Source organism: Streptomyces sp. NPDC046887 (assembly GCF_040644755.1).
Classification (GTDB): Bacteria; Actinomycetota; Actinomycetes; order Streptomycetales; family Streptomycetaceae; genus Streptomyces; species Streptomyces lichenis.
Genome location: NZ_JBEYXH010000009.1, coordinates 110,364 through 125,599, shown reverse-complemented (window position 1 = coordinate 125,599; position 15,236 = coordinate 110,364). Strand labels below are relative to the sequence as shown.

Below are 15,236 nucleotides of genomic sequence, written 5' to 3'. Positions count from 1 at the left end.
CTTTGCTCCGTGGACAAGAAGAACGCCCTGCGCGCCGGCGCCGTCGCGGCCGGTACGACGCTGATGATGCTGCTCATGTCGTCCCCCGCGTTCGCGGCGCTCCACCGCGACGACGGCGACGACCCCGGCTCCGGCCTGAGCGTGCTCGACACCCTCGGCCTGTTCGTGCTGGCCCCGATCGTGCTGTTCGCGGTCATCGCCGGCCTGGTGATGGTGCTCGACCGGTCGACGGACCGGCCGAAGAAGGTCTGACCGAGGCCGGAAACAGTGTGACGGTCTGACGGCCGCCGGCTGAGAGGCCGTTGACGGGCGCCGCCCGGTGGGTTCGACCACCGGGCGGCGCCCGTCGTGCGTTGCGGAGGGGCCGCGGCTCAGAACCCGGTGGTCTTCAGCAGCTTGCGCAGCAGCGCCGAGAGCTGCGCCGCCTCCTGCTCGTCCAGCGCCGAGGCGAGGGCCGCCCGCTGGGCCGCGAGGCCCGCGCCGACCGCCTCGTCCACCAGCTCCCGGCCGCGCTCGCTGAGCGTCACCCGCAGTCCGCGGCGGTCGTGCGGGTCGGGGCTGCGGCTCAGCAGCCCGGCCCGCTCCAGCTTGTCCAGCCGCCCGGTCATCCCGCCGGTGGTCAGCATCAGCGTGGCCGACAGCTCGCGCGGGGAGAGGGTGTACGGCTCACCCGAGCGGCGCAGCGTACCCAGCACGTCGAACTCCCCCCGGCCGATGCCATGGGCCAGATACGCCTTCTCCATCCGCCCGCCCATGGTGTGCGCCAGCCGGAAGATCCGGCCGAACACCGCCATCGGCACCGTCTGGAGGTCCGGGCGGACCACGGCCCACTGGGCCACGATCGCGTCGACCGGGTCCGGCTCGGTGTCCGGGTCGAGGCCGTGACCGGCGTCGGCGCCGGCGGGGGATGCGGGAGTGGTGCTCATGGCGGCAGTCTGGCCGCCCCTCCCCGTGGCATGCAAGTAAGTCACTTTCCGGTAAGTCTCTTGTCAGTAACTAGCTTAGTAGTAAGCTAATTACCGCTAAGCCAATGAGGGGGAATCATGTCCCATAGGGCCGTCACCGTCGCCATCACCGCGCTCGCGCCCGTGTCCTGGGGCTCGACCTATGTCGTGACCACCGAGTTCCTGCCGCCGGACCGGCCGCTGTTCACCGGGCTGATGCGCGCCCTGCCCGCCGGGCTGGCGCTGCTCGCGCTCACCAGGACGCTGCCGCGCGGGGCCTGGTGGGGCAAGGCCGCGGCCCTGGGCGCCCTCAATATCGGCGCCTTCTTCCCGCTGCTCTTCCTCGCCGCGTACCGGCTGCCGGGCGGGGTCGCCGCCGTGGTCACCTCGGTCGGGCCGCTGTTCGTCGTCGGCCTCGCCGCCCTGCTGCTCGGCGAGCGGGCCACCCCGCGCACCCTGCTCGCCGCGATCGCCGCCGCCTTCGGGGTGAGCCTGGTGGTGCTGAAGACCGGAGCCGCCTTCGACCTGGTCGGCGTGGTCGCGGGGCTCGCTTCCTCGCTCGCGATGTCCGCCGGTACCGTCCTCGCCAAGCGCTGGGGGCGCCCGGCCGGCGTCGGTCCGCTCGCCTTCACCGGCTGGCAGCTCACCGCCGGCGGACTGATCATCGCCCCGATCGCCCTCCTGGTCGAGGGTCCGCCTCCGGCCCTGACCGGCACCAACCTGGCCGGCTACGCCTACCTCGCCCTCGTCAACACCGCCGTCGGCTACTGGCTCTGGTTCCGCGGTCTGGAGCGGCTGCCCGCCACCTCGGTCACCCTGCTCGGCCCGCTCTCCCCACTCACCGCCGCCGTCATCGGCTGGGCCGCCCTCGGTCAGGCCCTGGGCCCGGTCCAGGTGGTCGGCATGGTCATCGCCCTCGGTGCCACCCTGCTCGGCCAGCTCACCGGCGCCCGCCCCGTGCCCGGCCGCGTCCCCCAGCCGCAACCGTTCAGCGATGCTGAAGACAACGGTCAGAATGTTTCGATGGACGTGAAGAGCGCGGCGGCGACACGGTAGGTCCCGACACCCCCGGCACCCAAGGAAGGACCACCGTGGCCACCCTGGACGAGGACCGCGTCCGCGCCCCGCAGCACCCCAGGCAGCTCCCCCGGCGAATAGGGGAGCAGCTCCCCCGGCGGACAGGGGAGCGGGGAGGCGGGGAGCGGCCGCGACCGGTGGCCCGGCGGACGACCGCCGCTCTCGGGCCCGGGCTGCTCCTCGCCGCCGTGGCCACCGTCGTCTGGTCCGGCAGCTTCGTCACCTCGCGCGCCCTGCACGACACCGTGCCGCCCGTCCAGGCCGCCTTCTGGCGCTGGATCGTGGCCCTGATCGCCCTCGCCCCGTTCGCCGCCCGCGCCGCCTGGCGCGAGCGGCACGCGCTGCGGCGCCACCTCCCGTACACCACCGCCGCCGCGCTGCTCGGCGTCACCGTCTACAACACCCTGGTCAACCAGGCCGGGTTGACCACCCCGGCCGCCACCATGGGCATGGTGATGGCCGCCGCCCCGGTGCTGATGGCGCTGTACGAACGGTTGGGCGGCGCCCGCCTCGGCCCGCGCCGCGCCCTCGGTATGCTCACCGCCTTCGCCGGGGTGCTGCTCCTGGTCGGCTCGGGCGCGGGCGCCGCCGGGGCCGGCGGACTCGGCACCGGGGACCTGTGGATCTGCGCGGCCGCCGTCTGCTTCGCCTCCTACAGCGCCCTGCTCAGGCGCCGCCCCGCCGAACTCGGCGGCCTCGCCTTCCTCTTCGCCACCTTCGTCCTCGGCACCCTGATGCTGCTGCCCGCCTATGCCGCCAGCCTCGCCCTCCAAGGTGGCTTCACCCCGTCCACCGGCACGGTCGGACCACTGGTCTATGTCGGGGTCCTCTCCTCCGCGCTTGCCTTCTTCGCCTGGAACAAGGCGATCGCCCTGGTCGGCGCGGCCCGCGCGGGCGCCGTCTACTACCTCCAGCCGGTCTGTGTGGCGCTGCTGTCCTGGGCGCTGCTGGGCGAGGCGATGGGCGTACGGGAGATGCTCTGCCTGGGGCTGATCCTGGGCGGTGTGGTCCTCGGCACGGCGGCCGGAGGAGGGCAGACGGCGGCCGGAGGGGGACGGACGGCGGCCGGAAGGGGACGGGCGGCGGCCGGAGGGGGACCGGGCCCGGGTGGCAGGCCCCGGTAGGTTGCCCGGCATGACCGAGTGGGACATCCGCAAGCTCCAGATCCTCCGCGCGCTGCGGGACCACGGCACGGTCACCGCGACGGCGCAGGCCCTGCTGATGACCCCCTCGGCCGTCTCCCAGCAGCTCACCAACCTCGCCAAGCAGCTCGGGGTGCGGCTGCTGGAGGCGCACGGCCGCCGGGTGCGGCTCACCGACGCCGCCCAGCTGGTGCTCCGCCACACCGAGGACGTCTTCGCCCAGCTGGAGCGCGCTGACGCGGCGCTCGCCGGCTATCTGGAGGGCGAGAGAGGCCAGGTGCGGGTGGGCGCCTTCTCCACCGCGGTCCCGGCCCTGGTGGTGCCCGCGGTGGTCCGGCTGCGGGCCGGCCACCCGGGGCTGGAGGTGCGGGTGCGGGAGGCCGAGGCCGCCGAGGCGTACGCGCTGCTGTCGGCCGGCGAGGTGGACCTCGCGCTCTCCCTGGCGGCCCAGGCCCCGACCGCCCGGGACCCCCGCTTCCACCGGGTGCCGCTGCTGGCCGACCCGCTGGACGTGGCCCTGCCGGCCGCCCACCCGCTGGCGGCCGCGCCCGGGCTGCGGCTGGCCGACCTCTCCGGTGAGCGGTGGATCTTCGGCGGCAGCGGCCCCTGGTCGGAGATCACCACCACGGCCTGCGAGGCCGCCGGCTTCGTCCCGGAGCAGGCCCACTCGGCCGCCGGGTGGACCGCGATCCTGGCCATGGTGGAGGCCGGGATGGGCGTCGCCCTGGTGCCCCGGATGGCCGCCGCCGAGCGCACGACCCCTGGTGCCCCGGGGGTCGTGATGCGCGTCCTGGACGCCGACCAGCCGCGCCGCCATGTCGTCGCGGCGGTGCGGCGCGGCGCCGAACACGCCCCCGGCATCGCCCGGGTGCTGGCCGCGCTACGGGAGGCGGCCGGTACGCGCTGAGGGCGCGCGCCCCCGCCCCGTACAGCGGGCAGAGGACGCGCGCCCAAACTCTCACGGCACCTACCAGTGGCGAGTGAGCCGAAGGGACGCGCGGCTGTCGAAAGAGAGCCGCGCGCAGGGAGCGAGGTACGAGCGACCGAGCACGGTGACCGTCGACAGTCGCTCAAAGCGCCCCGGAGGTGAACCGAGCCCTCAATAAGGGGTCAGGCGTCCGCGGCCTGGGCCTTCAGGGCCCGCTCGACGCCCGAGCGGGACTCCGACACCAGGCGGCGCAGGGCCGCGGTCGGCTCGGCGGAGTCCAGCCAGGCGTCCGTCGCCTCCAGGGTCTCCGGCGCGACCTGGAGCGAGGGGTAGAGCCCGATGGCGATCTGCTGGGCCATCTCGTGCGAGCGGGACTCCCAGACACCCTTGACCGCGGTGAAGAAGCGCTCCGCGTACGGGGCGAGCAGCTCGCGCTGGTCGGTCTGGACGAAGCCGCCGATCACCGCCTCCTGCACGGCGTTGGGCAGCTTGTCGGACTCCACCACCGACGCCCAGGCCTCCGCCTTGGCCTCCTCGGTCGGGCGGGCGGCCCGGGCGGTGGCGGCGTGCCGCTCACCGGCCGCGGTCTTGTCCCGCTCGTACTCGGCGGCGATCTCCGCCTCGTCGTAGACCCCGGTGGCGGCCAGCCGCTCCACGAACGCCCAGCGCAGCTCGGTGTCCACGGCCAGGCCCTCGATGGTCTGGGTGCCTTCCAGCAGCGCGGTCAGCAGGTCGAGCTGCTGCGGGGTGCGGGCGGTGGCGGCGAAGGCGCGGGCCCAGGCGAGCTGGTGGTCGCTGCCCGCCTCGGCGGTCCGCAGATGGGTCAGCGCGGCCTCGGTCCAGCGGGCCAGGGCCGCGTCCCGGCGCTCCGGCGCCGCGTAGAGGTCCAGGGCCAGCTTGACCTGGCGGTGCAGCGACTGCACCACCCCGATGTCGGACTCCTTGGTGATGCCGGTCAGCACCAGGTCCAGGTAGGCATGGGTGGCCAGTTCGCCGTCGCGGGTCATGTCCCAGGCGGAGGCCCAGCACAGGGCGCGCGGCAGCGACTCGGTGAAGTCGCCCAAGTGCTCGGTGACGTTGGCCAGGGACACCTCGTCCAGGCGGACCTTGGCGTAGGACAGGTCGTCGTCGTTGAGCAGGACGACGGCCGGGCGGCGCTTGCCGGACAGCGCCTCCACCGGGGTGCGCTCGGCGGCCTGGACGTCCAGCTCGACCCGGTCGGTGCGGACCAGGGCGCCGGCCTCGTCCAGGTCGTACAGGCCGATGGCGATCCGGTGCGGGCGCAGGGTGGGCTCGCCCTTGGCGCCGGCCGGGAGGGCCGGGGCCTCCTGGAGCACCGCGAAGGAGGTGATGATCCCCTCCTCATCCGTCTCGATCTCCGGGCGCAGGATGTTGATGCCGGCCGTCTCCAGCCACGCCCTGGACCAGGTCTTCAGATCGCGGCCGGAGGTCTCCTCCAGGGCGCCCAGCAGGTCGCCGAGGCGGGTGTTGCCGAAGGCGTGGCGCTTGAAGTACGCCTGGACGCCGGTGAAGAACTCGTCCTGGCCGACGTACGCCACCAGCTGCTTGAGCACCGAGGCGCCCTTGGCGTAGGTGATGCCGTCGAAGTTGACCAGGACGTCGTCCAGGTCGTTGATCTCCGCCATGATCGGGTGGGTGGACGGCAGCTGATCCTGCCGGTACGCCCAGGTCTTCATGGAGTTGGCGAAGGTGGTCCAGGAGTGCGGCCAGCGCGAGCCGGGCGCGGCGGCCTGGCAGGCGATGGAGGTGTAGGTGGCGAACGACTCGTTCAGCCAGAGGTCGTTCCACCACTCCATGGTGACCAGGTCGCCGAACCACATGTGGGCCAGCTCGTGCAGGATGGTCTCGGCCCGCACCTCGTACGCCGCGTCCGTCACCTTGGAGCGGAAGACGTACTGGTCGCGGATGGTGACCGCGCCCGCGTTCTCCATGGCGCCCGCGTTGAACTCGGGCACGAAGAGCTGGTCGTACTTGGCGAACGGGTAGGCGTAGTCGAACTTCTCCTGGAACCAGTCGAAGCCCTGCCGGGTGACCTCGAAGATGGCGTCCGCGTCCAGGAACTCGGCGAGCGAGGGCCGGCAGTAGATGCCCAGCGGGACGGTCTGGCCGTCCTTCTCGTAGGAGCTGTGCACGCTGTGGTACGGCCCGGCGATCAGCGCGGTGATGTACGTGGAGATGCGCGGCGTCGGCTCGAAGGCCCAGGTGCCGTCGGCGGACGGCTCCGGGGTGGGCGAGTTGGAGATGACGGTCCAGCCGGCCGGGGCCTTCACGGTGAAGGTGAAGGCCGCCTTCAGGTCGGGCTGCTCGAAGCTGGCGAACACCCGCCGGGCGTCCGGTACCTCGAACTGCGTGTACAGGTACACCTGGTCGTCCACCGGGTCGGTGAACTTGTGCAGGCCCTCACCGGTGTTGGTGTACGCGCAGTCCGCGACGACGGTCAGCTCGTTGGCGCCCGCCTTCAGGTGCCGCAGCGCGATCCGGGAGTCCCGGAAGACGGCGGCCACCTCCAGGTCGTGGCCGTTGAGCACCACCTGGTGCACGGCCGGGGCCACCAGGTCGATGAAGGTCTCCGCGTTGGCCTCGGCGCTGTCGAAGCGCACGGTGGTCCGCGACCGGTAGACCGCGTCCTCCTGCGCGCCACTGAGATCCAGGTCGATCTCGTACGAGTCCACGGTCAGCAGCCGCGCGCGCCGCTGGGCCTCTTCACGGGTCAGGTTCGTGCCAGGCACCCGGTCATCTCCTTGTGCGATCTTGTGCGGGGTCTGCGGTCATCCTTCCACGACGGCCCCCGCCGCAGTGGGCCACCGCCCAGGCCCGCGCCCGGCACCCGCCCCCGGGCCCACCGGTGTACGCCGAAGGGGGTGGCCCGCCCTGCCCAGGGGCCGCCCCCGAGGGCCGCCACCGCCAAAGGCCGGACGGGACGCGCCTGCGCTGGCAGACTCTCGCCTCGTGAAGAGGATCAACCTGAGCCTCCCCGCGGAGGACGTCGCCTTCCTGGACCGGTACGCCGCCCGCACGGTCACCTCGCGTTCGGCCGCCGTCCGAGAGGCCATCGACCGCCTACGCGAGGCCGAGCTCGCCGTCGCGTACACCGCGGCGTTCGCGGAATGGGACGCCGGTCCGGACTCGGCCTTCCGGGACCGGTTCTCGGGTGACGGCATCGACGACGAGCCGCGTTGACGCCACCCGCGTACGCGGGGAGGGGCACCCGCCGCCCGGCCCCGGCGGCGTACGGCCGTACCCGCGTACGCCGAAGGGGGCGGCCGCCCGACTCGGGTGGCCGCCCCCTTCACACCGGTCTCAGCGGCCGGTCAGCTCGGCGGCGACCAGCTCGGCGATCTGCACCGCGTTCAGCGCGGCGCCCTTGCGGAGGTTGTCGCCGGAGAGGAAGAGCGCCAGGCCGTTGTCGACGGTCTCGTCCACCCGGATGCGGCCCACGTAGGAGACGTCCTGGCCGGCGGCCTGGAGCGGGGTGGGGATCTCGGAGAGCTCGACGCCCTCGGCGTCCTTCAGCAGCTCGGAGGCGCGCTCTACGCTGATCGGGCGCTCGAAGCGGAGGTTCACCTGGAGGGAGTGGCCGGAGAAGACCGGGACGCGGACGCAGGTGCCGGAGACCTTCAGCTCGGGGATCTCCAGGATCTTGCGGGACTCGTTGCGGAGCTTCTGCTCCTCGTCGGTCTCGTGCGAGCCGTCGTCCACGAGGGCACCGGCCAGCGGCAGCACGTTGAAGGCGATCGGGCGGCGGTAGACGCCGGGCTCGGGGAACGGGACGGCGTCCCCGCCGTGGGTCAGCTCGGACGCCCGCTCGGCCACCGCGGTGACCTGGTCGTTCAGCTCGGCGACGCCGGCCAGGCCGGAGCCGGAGACGGCCTGGTAGGTGGTGGCGACCAGGGCGGTGAGGCCCGCCTCCTGGTGCAGCGGCTTCAGCACCGGCATCGCGGCCATGGTGGTGCAGTTCGGGTTGGCGATGATCCCCTTGGGACGGTCCTTGACCGCGTGCGGGTTCACCTCGGAGACGACCAGCGGCACCTCCGGGTCCCGGCGCCAGGCGGAGGAGTTGTCGATCACCACGGCACCCTGGGAGGCGACCTTCTCGGCGAGCGCCTTGGAGGTGGCCCCGCCGGCCGAGAACAGCACGATGTCCAGGCCCGTGTAGTCGGCGGTGGCCGCGTCCTCGACGGTGACCCCGTCCAGCTCGCTGCCCGCGGAGCGCGCGGAGGCGAACAGCCGCAGCTCGCTGACCGGGAAGTCCCGCTCGGCGAGGATTCTGCGCATGACCGTGCCGACCTGACCGGTCGCTCCGACGATTCCTACCTTCACGGGACTCCTCCGTACATATGTGCTGGTCGTGCTGGTCTGCTGGGTTCGCGGCCTGGTGCCGTCTCCATGATGCGTATCACCGGACCCGCTCTGTCCAATGCATTGTCCGCAACGTGAGAAGGACCTCTTCGGGGACCGGAACCGGGCCGGAACCGCGACGGGAACGGCTCCCGGGACGGCGAAGGGCGGGCGCCCGGTCGGACGCCCGCCCTCACTGCCGTACTTCCGCGGCTGCGGGATGTGCGGTTACGGGGTGACCTTGCCGATCACCACGCTGCCGCTGCCCGCGGGGGTGCCGCCGGCCGTCAGCAGGGAGACCTCGCCGAAGAACTGCCGGCCCTCGGGGGCCGCGCCGTTCACCAGCACCTCGGCGGACGCCTGCGCGGTGCCGCCGCTCGCCAGCTTCACCGGCTTGGACTCGTCCACCTTGACCGTGCCGAGCGTGGACGAGAAGAACACGTCCTTGTAGTCGTAGGTGGTGGAGCCGGACGGGATCGCGTAGCCGTCCACGACGATCTCGTAGGTGCCCGCGGCGGGCTTCACCAGCGAGACGGCCTCCTCCGAGTCACCGTCCGCCGAGGAACCGACCACCACACCGTTGCGCTTCACGCTCAGGTCCAGGTCGGCGCCCTTGTCGGAGGTGTTGCCGATCACCACGTCCAGCCGGTCCACGCCCGCGCCCACGGTGACCGTGGTCACCTGCTGCGCGCGGTTGGCGATGGTCGGGGTGGCGGTCTTGGCGGAGCCCAGCGGGCCGCCCTTGAGCCGGCCGTCGATCGCCGCGAACTGGTTGTCCAGCTTCCAGCTCACCGGCGCCGGGGTGCCGACCTTGGCCTCCGGGACCGTCTGCACGGCCGGGTCGAAGACCGCGCCCAGCACGGTGGCGTCCAGCTTGTACGGGTTGTCCAGGTGCGGCGAGGTGCGCCGCGCCTCGACCTCGATCTCCCAGACGCCGGGCTGCGGGTTGGCGTACGAGCGCAGGTCCGGGCGGCAGGTGTTGGCCGGGTTGACGTAGTTCGGGTAGCAGGCCGTGGAGGCGGTGGACTCCACCGGCGTGCCGTACGGGTGGATCGAGATGAAGCGGGTCTGCGAGCCCGCCGTCAGCCCGCCGAGCGCGACCTCCAGCGACTTGGCGCCCTGCGGCACGGTCACGAAGTAGCTCTTGGTGGCGTTGCGCTGCACCGAGCCGCGCTCGTGCACCGCGTACGACGGCTTGGCCAGCTCCTTGGCGGCGACCACGGTGGCGAGGATCTGCTTGTCCACGCCGACCGTCTTGACGTCGTCCGCCTCCAGGATGGCGCTGTGCACCCCGGCCGACAGGGGCTTGGCCGCGACCTTCACGGTGACCGGCTTGTTCAGCGGCAGCGAGACCGCGCCGGAGCCGGGCAGCTCGAAGGTGCCGTCGTTGTACTTCCAGTCCAGCTCGTGCCGGACCGGCTTGTCGGGGCCGGCGGTGCGGGTGATGACCAGGTCGTACACCTTGCGCTGCTTGACCTTCAGCCCGCCCTCGCGGTCGTACAGGCCGGTGCCGAAGCCGGGGGTCTTCAGCGCGAAGTCGATGGCGGTGTCCACCGGCGCCTTGACCGCGTAGTCGTGCACCTGGGTGGCGCCCTGGCGGATCTGCTTCCAGGCACCCACGATGTTGATCAGACCGGAGCCCTGCTCGTGCGCGGTGGCACCGTTGATCTTCTTCGCGGTGCTGGTCAGCGCGGTGCGCAGGTCGGCCGGCGGCAGGTCGATCTTCTTCTGCTTGGCGGCGGACAGCAGCAGCGCGCTCGCGCCGGCGGCCTGCGGCGAGGCCATCGAGGTGCCCTGGAGCATCCCGTAGCCGGCCGGCAGCTTGTATCCGGCCTCGGCGACCGGGGCGCCCGGCAGCCAGGTCTGGATGGTGTTGATCGCCGAACCGGGGGCGGAGATCACCGGGGTGAAGCCGCCGTCCTCACGCGGGCCGCGCGAGGAGAAGTTGAACAGCGCGTTCGGGGTCTCGACCTCGGAGCCGTAGTTGGCCGCCCAGGTCTCCTTGGAGATCGAGGCGCCGACCGAGATCACCTTGTCGGCGAGGCTGGGGTCGCCGATGGTGTTCAGGCCCGGACCGGAGTTGCCGGCCGAGATGACCAGCTGCACGCCGTACTCGTCGATCAGGCGGGTGTACAGCTCGGCACGGGCGTTGTTGCCGTCGTTCAGCGCCGGCAGTCCGCCGATCGACATGTTGACGATGTCCACGCCGCGGTTGATGACCAGGTCGGCCATGCCCTCGGTGAGCGCCACGTTGGTGCAGCCGCCGCCCCAGGAGCAGGCCCGCGAGGAGACCAGCTTGGCGCCGGGCGCCGCACCGTTCATCTGGCCGCCGAACAGCCCGTTGGCGGCGGTGATGCCGGCCACGTGGGTGCCGTGCTCGGACTCGATGATGCCGATGTTGACGAAGTCGGCCTTCTTGCCGACCCAGGAGCCGCCGCGCGGGTCCATCGGGACGTCCTTGCGGATCTCCACGACGAACGGGACGCGCTCGGCGATCTCGGTGGCCGGGTTGTCGGTACCGAAGTAGCCGACCTGGAAGCCGTCCTTGTACGGCTTCAGGGCCTCGTCGTCCGAGAAGTCCTTGTTGTTGTTCAGGTCGACCCGCACGGTGCCGGCGGCCGCGTCGTACAGCAGCCCCCACACGTCGGTGGTGTCGCCGTCCCGGTTCAGGTCGCCCGCCGCGTCGCCGGTGGCGGTGGTGGACTCCTTGAACTGGCTGAAGGAGTACGCGCCGGCCGGCGCCGTCCAGGTGGACCCGGCGATGGTGAACGTCGGGCCGCTGACCGGGTTGGTCTGCGCCTGCCAGGTGGCGTCCTGGTCGGTGATCGGGTCGGTGGCGGTCACCCAGTCGACGATCTTGCGCTCGCCGGTGCTGGTCTTCTGCAGCGCCGGGTGGCCCAGGTCCACGCCCGAGTCCATGATGCCGATGGTGACACCGCGGCCGTCGAACTTCGGGTTGGACTTCACGAAGTCCACCGCGCCGGTCTCGAAGGACGGGTTGTACGGGTTCTTCGCCGGGGTGTCCTTGCCCGGCGCCGGGTACTGGCCGGCGGTGGGCTGCGCCTCGGCGCCCTTGGCCCGGTCGGCCGTCGGCGTCGGGTCGTCCAGCTGGATCTCCTGCTTGAGGTCGATCCCGTGGACGCTGGAGAGCTTGGCGGCCTTCTCCAGGGCCGCCTCCGCCCGGTCGGTCGGCAGGGTCGCGCGGACATAGCCGAGCTTGTCGAAGGTCTTGCCGACCGAGCCGCCGGGGACGGCGTCGAGCTGGGCGGCGACCTGCTCGGTGGCGCCCGGCGCGGTGGCGACCATCACGGTCACCGTCTTCTCGCCCTGCGCCTCGGCCTCGGCGAGCCGCTCGGCGTCGGCCGGGCCCAGCTTGTCCGCGGCGGCGGACTTCGGGGGAGCGGGGTCCGCGGGGGTCTCGACGGCGAGCACGGGGGCGGCGCCGGCCGCGACCAGCGCGGCCACCAGACCGGCGGCCGCCGCGACGCGGGCCGCCCGTCTGCGTGCGGGAGCCGGGGCGGCGGCGGATATCGCCGCGCGCTCGCCCTCGGAACCCTGGAACTGGGGGGTGGTCATCAGCATCCCTCTTGGTGAAAGAGACAGTCCGGAATTCGGTGCCGGATGACCGCTCACCCTTTCGTAAGTGACAGGGTTTTGTGGAGGGTTGACGGAGACGGGATGGCGTCCTGGCGGAAACCCGCCATCTTCCGGCGACCGCCATCCCGGACGAACCACCCGAAACCCCGGCGCTGCCCGTCCTGTTCGCCGTCCCGCGCCGCCTCCCGCGCCCCTCGCGTAGCCTCGGCGCATGAGAGTGCGGCGGGGACTGCGGGTGGGGGCGTACGCGGTGTGCGTCGAGGACGGGCGGATCCTGCTGGCCCGCTGGGTGGACCGGTCCGGCGCCCGGGAGTGGACCCTGCCCGGCGGTGGGGTGGAGCACGGCGAGGACCCCTATGACGCGGTACTGCGCGAGGTGGCCGAGGAGACCGGGCACACCGCCGAGGTCACCGCCCTGCTCGGTGTGGGCTCCCGCACCCGGCGCACCCCCCGCCGCCTGCGCCGGCCCTTCGAGCTGCACGGGGTGCACCTGTACTACGAGGCCCGGATCACCGGTGGGACGCTCCGCCCCGAGGTGGGCGGCTCCACCGACCTCGCCGCCTGGCACCCGCTCACCGAGGTGCCCGCTCTCACCCGCGTCCCCATGGTCGACACGGCCCTGCGGCTCCGGCGCGACCGCCCCGCCCACGGCCATCCGACCGGCTGAGCCGCCCTTCCCCGCTGCCCCGACCGCCCCGGACCCAGGGGCGCCCGCCGCCCCCGGACGACGCGGCCCCCGACCCGCCGCCCCCGACCACGGCCGGAAACCGCTCAACCTTCCCGGCCAGGCAACTTCCCCCGACCCGGTGCGGTCCTGCTCGATGACCGCACCGCGCACCCCGCGCGAAGCAGCAACGACCGGGGGGACCGAACATGTCCGTACACAGCGCCCGCAGAGCCGCGCCGGTGGCGCTCCTCGCCGCCGCCCTCACCGCCGCCGCCCTGACCACCCCGGCCGCCGCGGCCGGCGACCAGGCCCGTACCGCCGACCGCGACCGCGGCCACCAGCGCACCCTGGCGGCGGCCAAGGCCGTGGTGGAGGAGGGCGGGGCGCCGGGCATCCTCGTCCAGGTGCAGGACCGCCGCGGCACCTGGAACGGCTCCGCCGGGGTCGCCGACCGCACCACCGGCCGCGAGCGGCTGCCGCAGGACCGCTTCCGGGCCGGGTCCATCACCAAGACCTTCATCGCCACCGTCGTCCTCCAACTGGAGGCCGAGGGGCGGCTCGACCTGGACGACCGGGTGGAGCGCTGGCTGCCCGGCACCGTGCGGGGCAACGGCCACGACGGCCGGAAGATCACCCTGCGCCAACTGCTCAACCACACCAGCGGCGTCTACGGCTACACCGAGGACCCCGGCTTCCAGAAGAAGGTCTTCGGGCCCGGCTTCCTCCAGCACCGCTACGACACCTGGACGCCGAAGCAGCTGGTGTCCCTCGCCATGACCCACGCCCCGGACTTCGCCCCGGGCACCTCCTGGCGGTACTCCAACACCAACTACGTCCTGCTCGGCATGGTGATCGAGAAGGCCACCGGCCGCCCCTACGCCCAGGAGGTCGAACGCCGCATCCTCAAGCCGCTGAAGCTCAAGGCCACCTCCTTCCCCGGCACCAGGGCGCGGATGCCCCAGCCCAGCGGCCGGGCCTACGCGCACATCACCGGGGACGACACCCTGCACGACGTCACCGAACTCAACCCCTCCATCGCCGGTGCCGCCGGGGAGGTCGTCACCAACACCTCCGACCTCCAGCGCTTCGTCCGCACCCTGCTGCGCGGCGGACTACTGCCGCGCGCCCAGATGACAGCGCTGACCACCACCGTGCCCATGACGGGCGCGCCCGAGGGACACCGCTACGGCCTCGGTGTCTACGCCCAGAAGCTCAGCTGCGGCAAGGAGGTGTGGGGCCACAGCGGCGGCATCCACGGCTCCGGCTCCGACATGGTCTCCACCCGCGACGGCCGCCACTCGCTCACCCTCAACGTCAACGGGGACGCGGGCGACGCGCAGACCGTGGTCGAGGCCGAGTTCTGCGGCTGACCCGGGACACCCGAGGGCCCCGGCCTCACCGGGGCAGCACCACCACATAGGCGGCCGGGGCCCGGTCCCCGGCCGCCATCAGCGCGGTGCGCACCACGATCGCCTGCTGCTCCAGGGCGTCCCGCAGCTTGCGCGGCGTCAGATGCACCACGGTGATACCGAGCCGCTCCAGCGTCTCCCGCTTGCGGCTGTGCTCCGTCCACTCCGCGCCCGGGCCGCCCCCGGCCCCGTTTCCGTGGCCGTCCTCGTCCCGGCGCGGTGAGCGGGTGTCCAGCTCCACCGCGACCGCGAACTCGGGCCAGTAGGCGTCCACCCCGCCCAGGTGCGGGCCTCCGGGCAGCCGCAGGTCCACGTTCCACAGCGGCTCCGGCAGCGACTCGGCCCGGACCATCTCGTACAGCCGCGACTCCGCCAGCGCCCGGCCCTCGGCCAGTACGGTGTCCACCGCGTCCACCACCTGCGGCCGGGTCAGCAGCCGCGCCCGGTTGAGCTCCCGTACCAGCGCGCCCGGTTCGCAGTGCCCGTCCCGTACCGCCTCGGTCACCAGCAGGCGCACCGTGTGCGGGTCGGTGATCCGGGCCAGCGCGTCCGCCAGCGCCCGGGCCACCGGGGCGACCGGCACTCCGGTGACCTCCCGGGGCGCGGGCGGCTCCGCGGCGCGGACGATCCGCACCCAGCCGGAGGACCGGGGCCGCCGGGTCCGCTCCACCAGGACGTCGATCCGCTCCAGCGCGGTCAGCGGTGCCGCGGCCGCGAAGCCGTACAGCGCCAGCGCCGCCGCCCCGGTGACCATCGCCCGGGCGGCCCCGGCCCCGGAGGCGTACAGCACGGCGGCGTGCAGCCGCTCCTCGCTGGTGGGGGTGGCGGAGTGCAGCAGGTACACCCCCGGCAGGAAGCGCTGCCAGGGGCCGCCGTCACGGCAGCGCGCCCCGGCCTCGGCCGCGGACACGCCCCGCGCCCGCAGTTCGGCGGTGGACAGCACCCGCCGCTGCCCGGGTGACGGCAGGAGGGGCGGCGGGGTGGTGACGGCGGAGAGGGGGCGCTGGGGGAGCGGGGTGTCGGTCATGCCGGGGCCATTCCCGCCGCCCCGCGGGCCGCTAACCGCTGTTACACGCCCGTCGATATTCCGGGACGACTCCGTCCTAAAGTACG

The 15,236-nt window shown here is 73.1% G+C and carries 12 protein-coding genes; 7 read left to right on the top strand and 5 right to left on the bottom strand.

All coding sequences use genetic code 11. The features are described 5' to 3' along the window. The first annotated feature begins 9 nt into the window (after window positions 1-9). Window positions 10-252 carry a hypothetical protein gene (locus tag ABZ945_RS12085; RefSeq protein ID WP_361267317.1) on the top strand — a complete coding sequence of 81 codons (243 nt, stop codon included), beginning with the start codon at window positions 10-12 and terminating at the stop codon, window positions 250-252. A gap of 119 nt (window positions 253-371) precedes the next feature. Here ABZ945_RS12085 and ABZ945_RS12080 read toward each other — a convergent pair whose 3' ends face one another. Then, entirely contained in the window at window positions 372-926 is a 555-nt protein-coding gene (locus ABZ945_RS12080; RefSeq protein WP_361267315.1) for a MarR family transcriptional regulator, read from the bottom strand. 117 nt (window positions 927-1,043) lie between these two features. On the opposite strand from ABZ945_RS12080, the gene ABZ945_RS12075 reads away from it, so the two are divergent. The 3 genes from ABZ945_RS12075 (at window position 1,044) to ABZ945_RS12065 (ending at window position 4,070) form a co-directional block, all read left to right on the top strand. After that, window positions 1,044-2,000 (top strand): EamA family transporter, encoded by a 957-nt coding sequence (locus ABZ945_RS12075; protein WP_361267313.1) that lies wholly within the window; start codon window positions 1,044-1,046, stop codon window positions 1,998-2,000. A gap of 158 nt (window positions 2,001-2,158) precedes the next feature. Beyond that, window positions 2,159-3,145, top strand: a complete 987-nt coding sequence (locus ABZ945_RS12070) for a DMT family transporter (protein ID WP_361267468.1) — start codon at window positions 2,159-2,161, stop codon at window positions 3,143-3,145. Window positions 3,146-3,155: 10 nt separating this feature from the next. Beyond that, window positions 3,156-4,070: a LysR substrate-binding domain-containing protein gene (locus tag ABZ945_RS12065; RefSeq protein WP_361267311.1), complete on the top strand. Its 915-nt coding sequence runs from the start codon at window positions 3,156-3,158 to the stop codon at window positions 4,068-4,070. A 203-nt stretch (window positions 4,071-4,273) separates the two neighbouring features. Here the strand turns inward: ABZ945_RS12065 and pepN are convergent, their stop codons facing one another. Beyond that, window positions 4,274-6,841 carry an aminopeptidase N gene (gene pepN, locus ABZ945_RS12060; protein WP_361267309.1) on the bottom strand — a complete coding sequence of 856 codons (2,568 nt, stop codon included), beginning with the start codon at window positions 6,839-6,841 and terminating at the stop codon, window positions 4,274-4,276. Between the two features lie 220 nt (window positions 6,842-7,061). Here pepN and ABZ945_RS12055 point away from each other — a divergent pair, with 220 nt between their 5' ends. Continuing rightward, complete coding sequence (locus ABZ945_RS12055; RefSeq protein WP_361267307.1) at window positions 7,062-7,292, top strand: ribbon-helix-helix protein, CopG family; 231 nt, start codon at window positions 7,062-7,064, stop codon at window positions 7,290-7,292. Between the two features lie 120 nt (window positions 7,293-7,412). Here the strand turns inward: ABZ945_RS12055 and ABZ945_RS12050 are convergent, their stop codons facing one another. Both ABZ945_RS12050 and ABZ945_RS12045 read right to left on the bottom strand, forming a co-directional pair. Next, on the bottom strand, window positions 7,413-8,432 hold the full coding sequence (locus ABZ945_RS12050) for an aspartate-semialdehyde dehydrogenase (RefSeq protein ID WP_361267305.1): 1,020 nt from the start codon (window positions 8,430-8,432) through the stop codon (window positions 7,413-7,415). A gap of 246 nt (window positions 8,433-8,678) precedes the next feature. After that, window positions 8,679-12,026, bottom strand: coding sequence for a S8 family serine peptidase (locus tag ABZ945_RS12045; protein ID WP_361267303.1), 3,348 nt, complete (start codon window positions 12,024-12,026; stop codon window positions 8,679-8,681). Between the two features lie 238 nt (window positions 12,027-12,264). Here ABZ945_RS12045 and ABZ945_RS12040 point away from each other — a divergent pair, with 238 nt between their 5' ends. Further along, window positions 12,265-12,714, top strand: coding sequence for an NUDIX hydrolase (locus tag ABZ945_RS12040; protein WP_361267466.1), 450 nt, complete (start codon window positions 12,265-12,267; stop codon window positions 12,712-12,714). Window positions 12,715-12,920: 206 nt separating this feature from the next. Continuing rightward, a complete protein-coding gene (locus ABZ945_RS12035) occupies window positions 12,921-14,084 on the top strand; it encodes a serine hydrolase domain-containing protein (RefSeq protein WP_361267301.1) in 1,164 nt (387 codons plus the stop codon). A gap of 25 nt (window positions 14,085-14,109) precedes the next feature. Here the strand turns inward: ABZ945_RS12035 and ABZ945_RS12030 are convergent, their stop codons facing one another. Continuing rightward, a complete protein-coding gene (locus tag ABZ945_RS12030) occupies window positions 14,110-15,150 on the bottom strand; it encodes a hypothetical protein (protein ID WP_361267299.1) in 1,041 nt (346 codons plus the stop codon). Window positions 15,151-15,236: the final 86 nt, after the last annotated feature.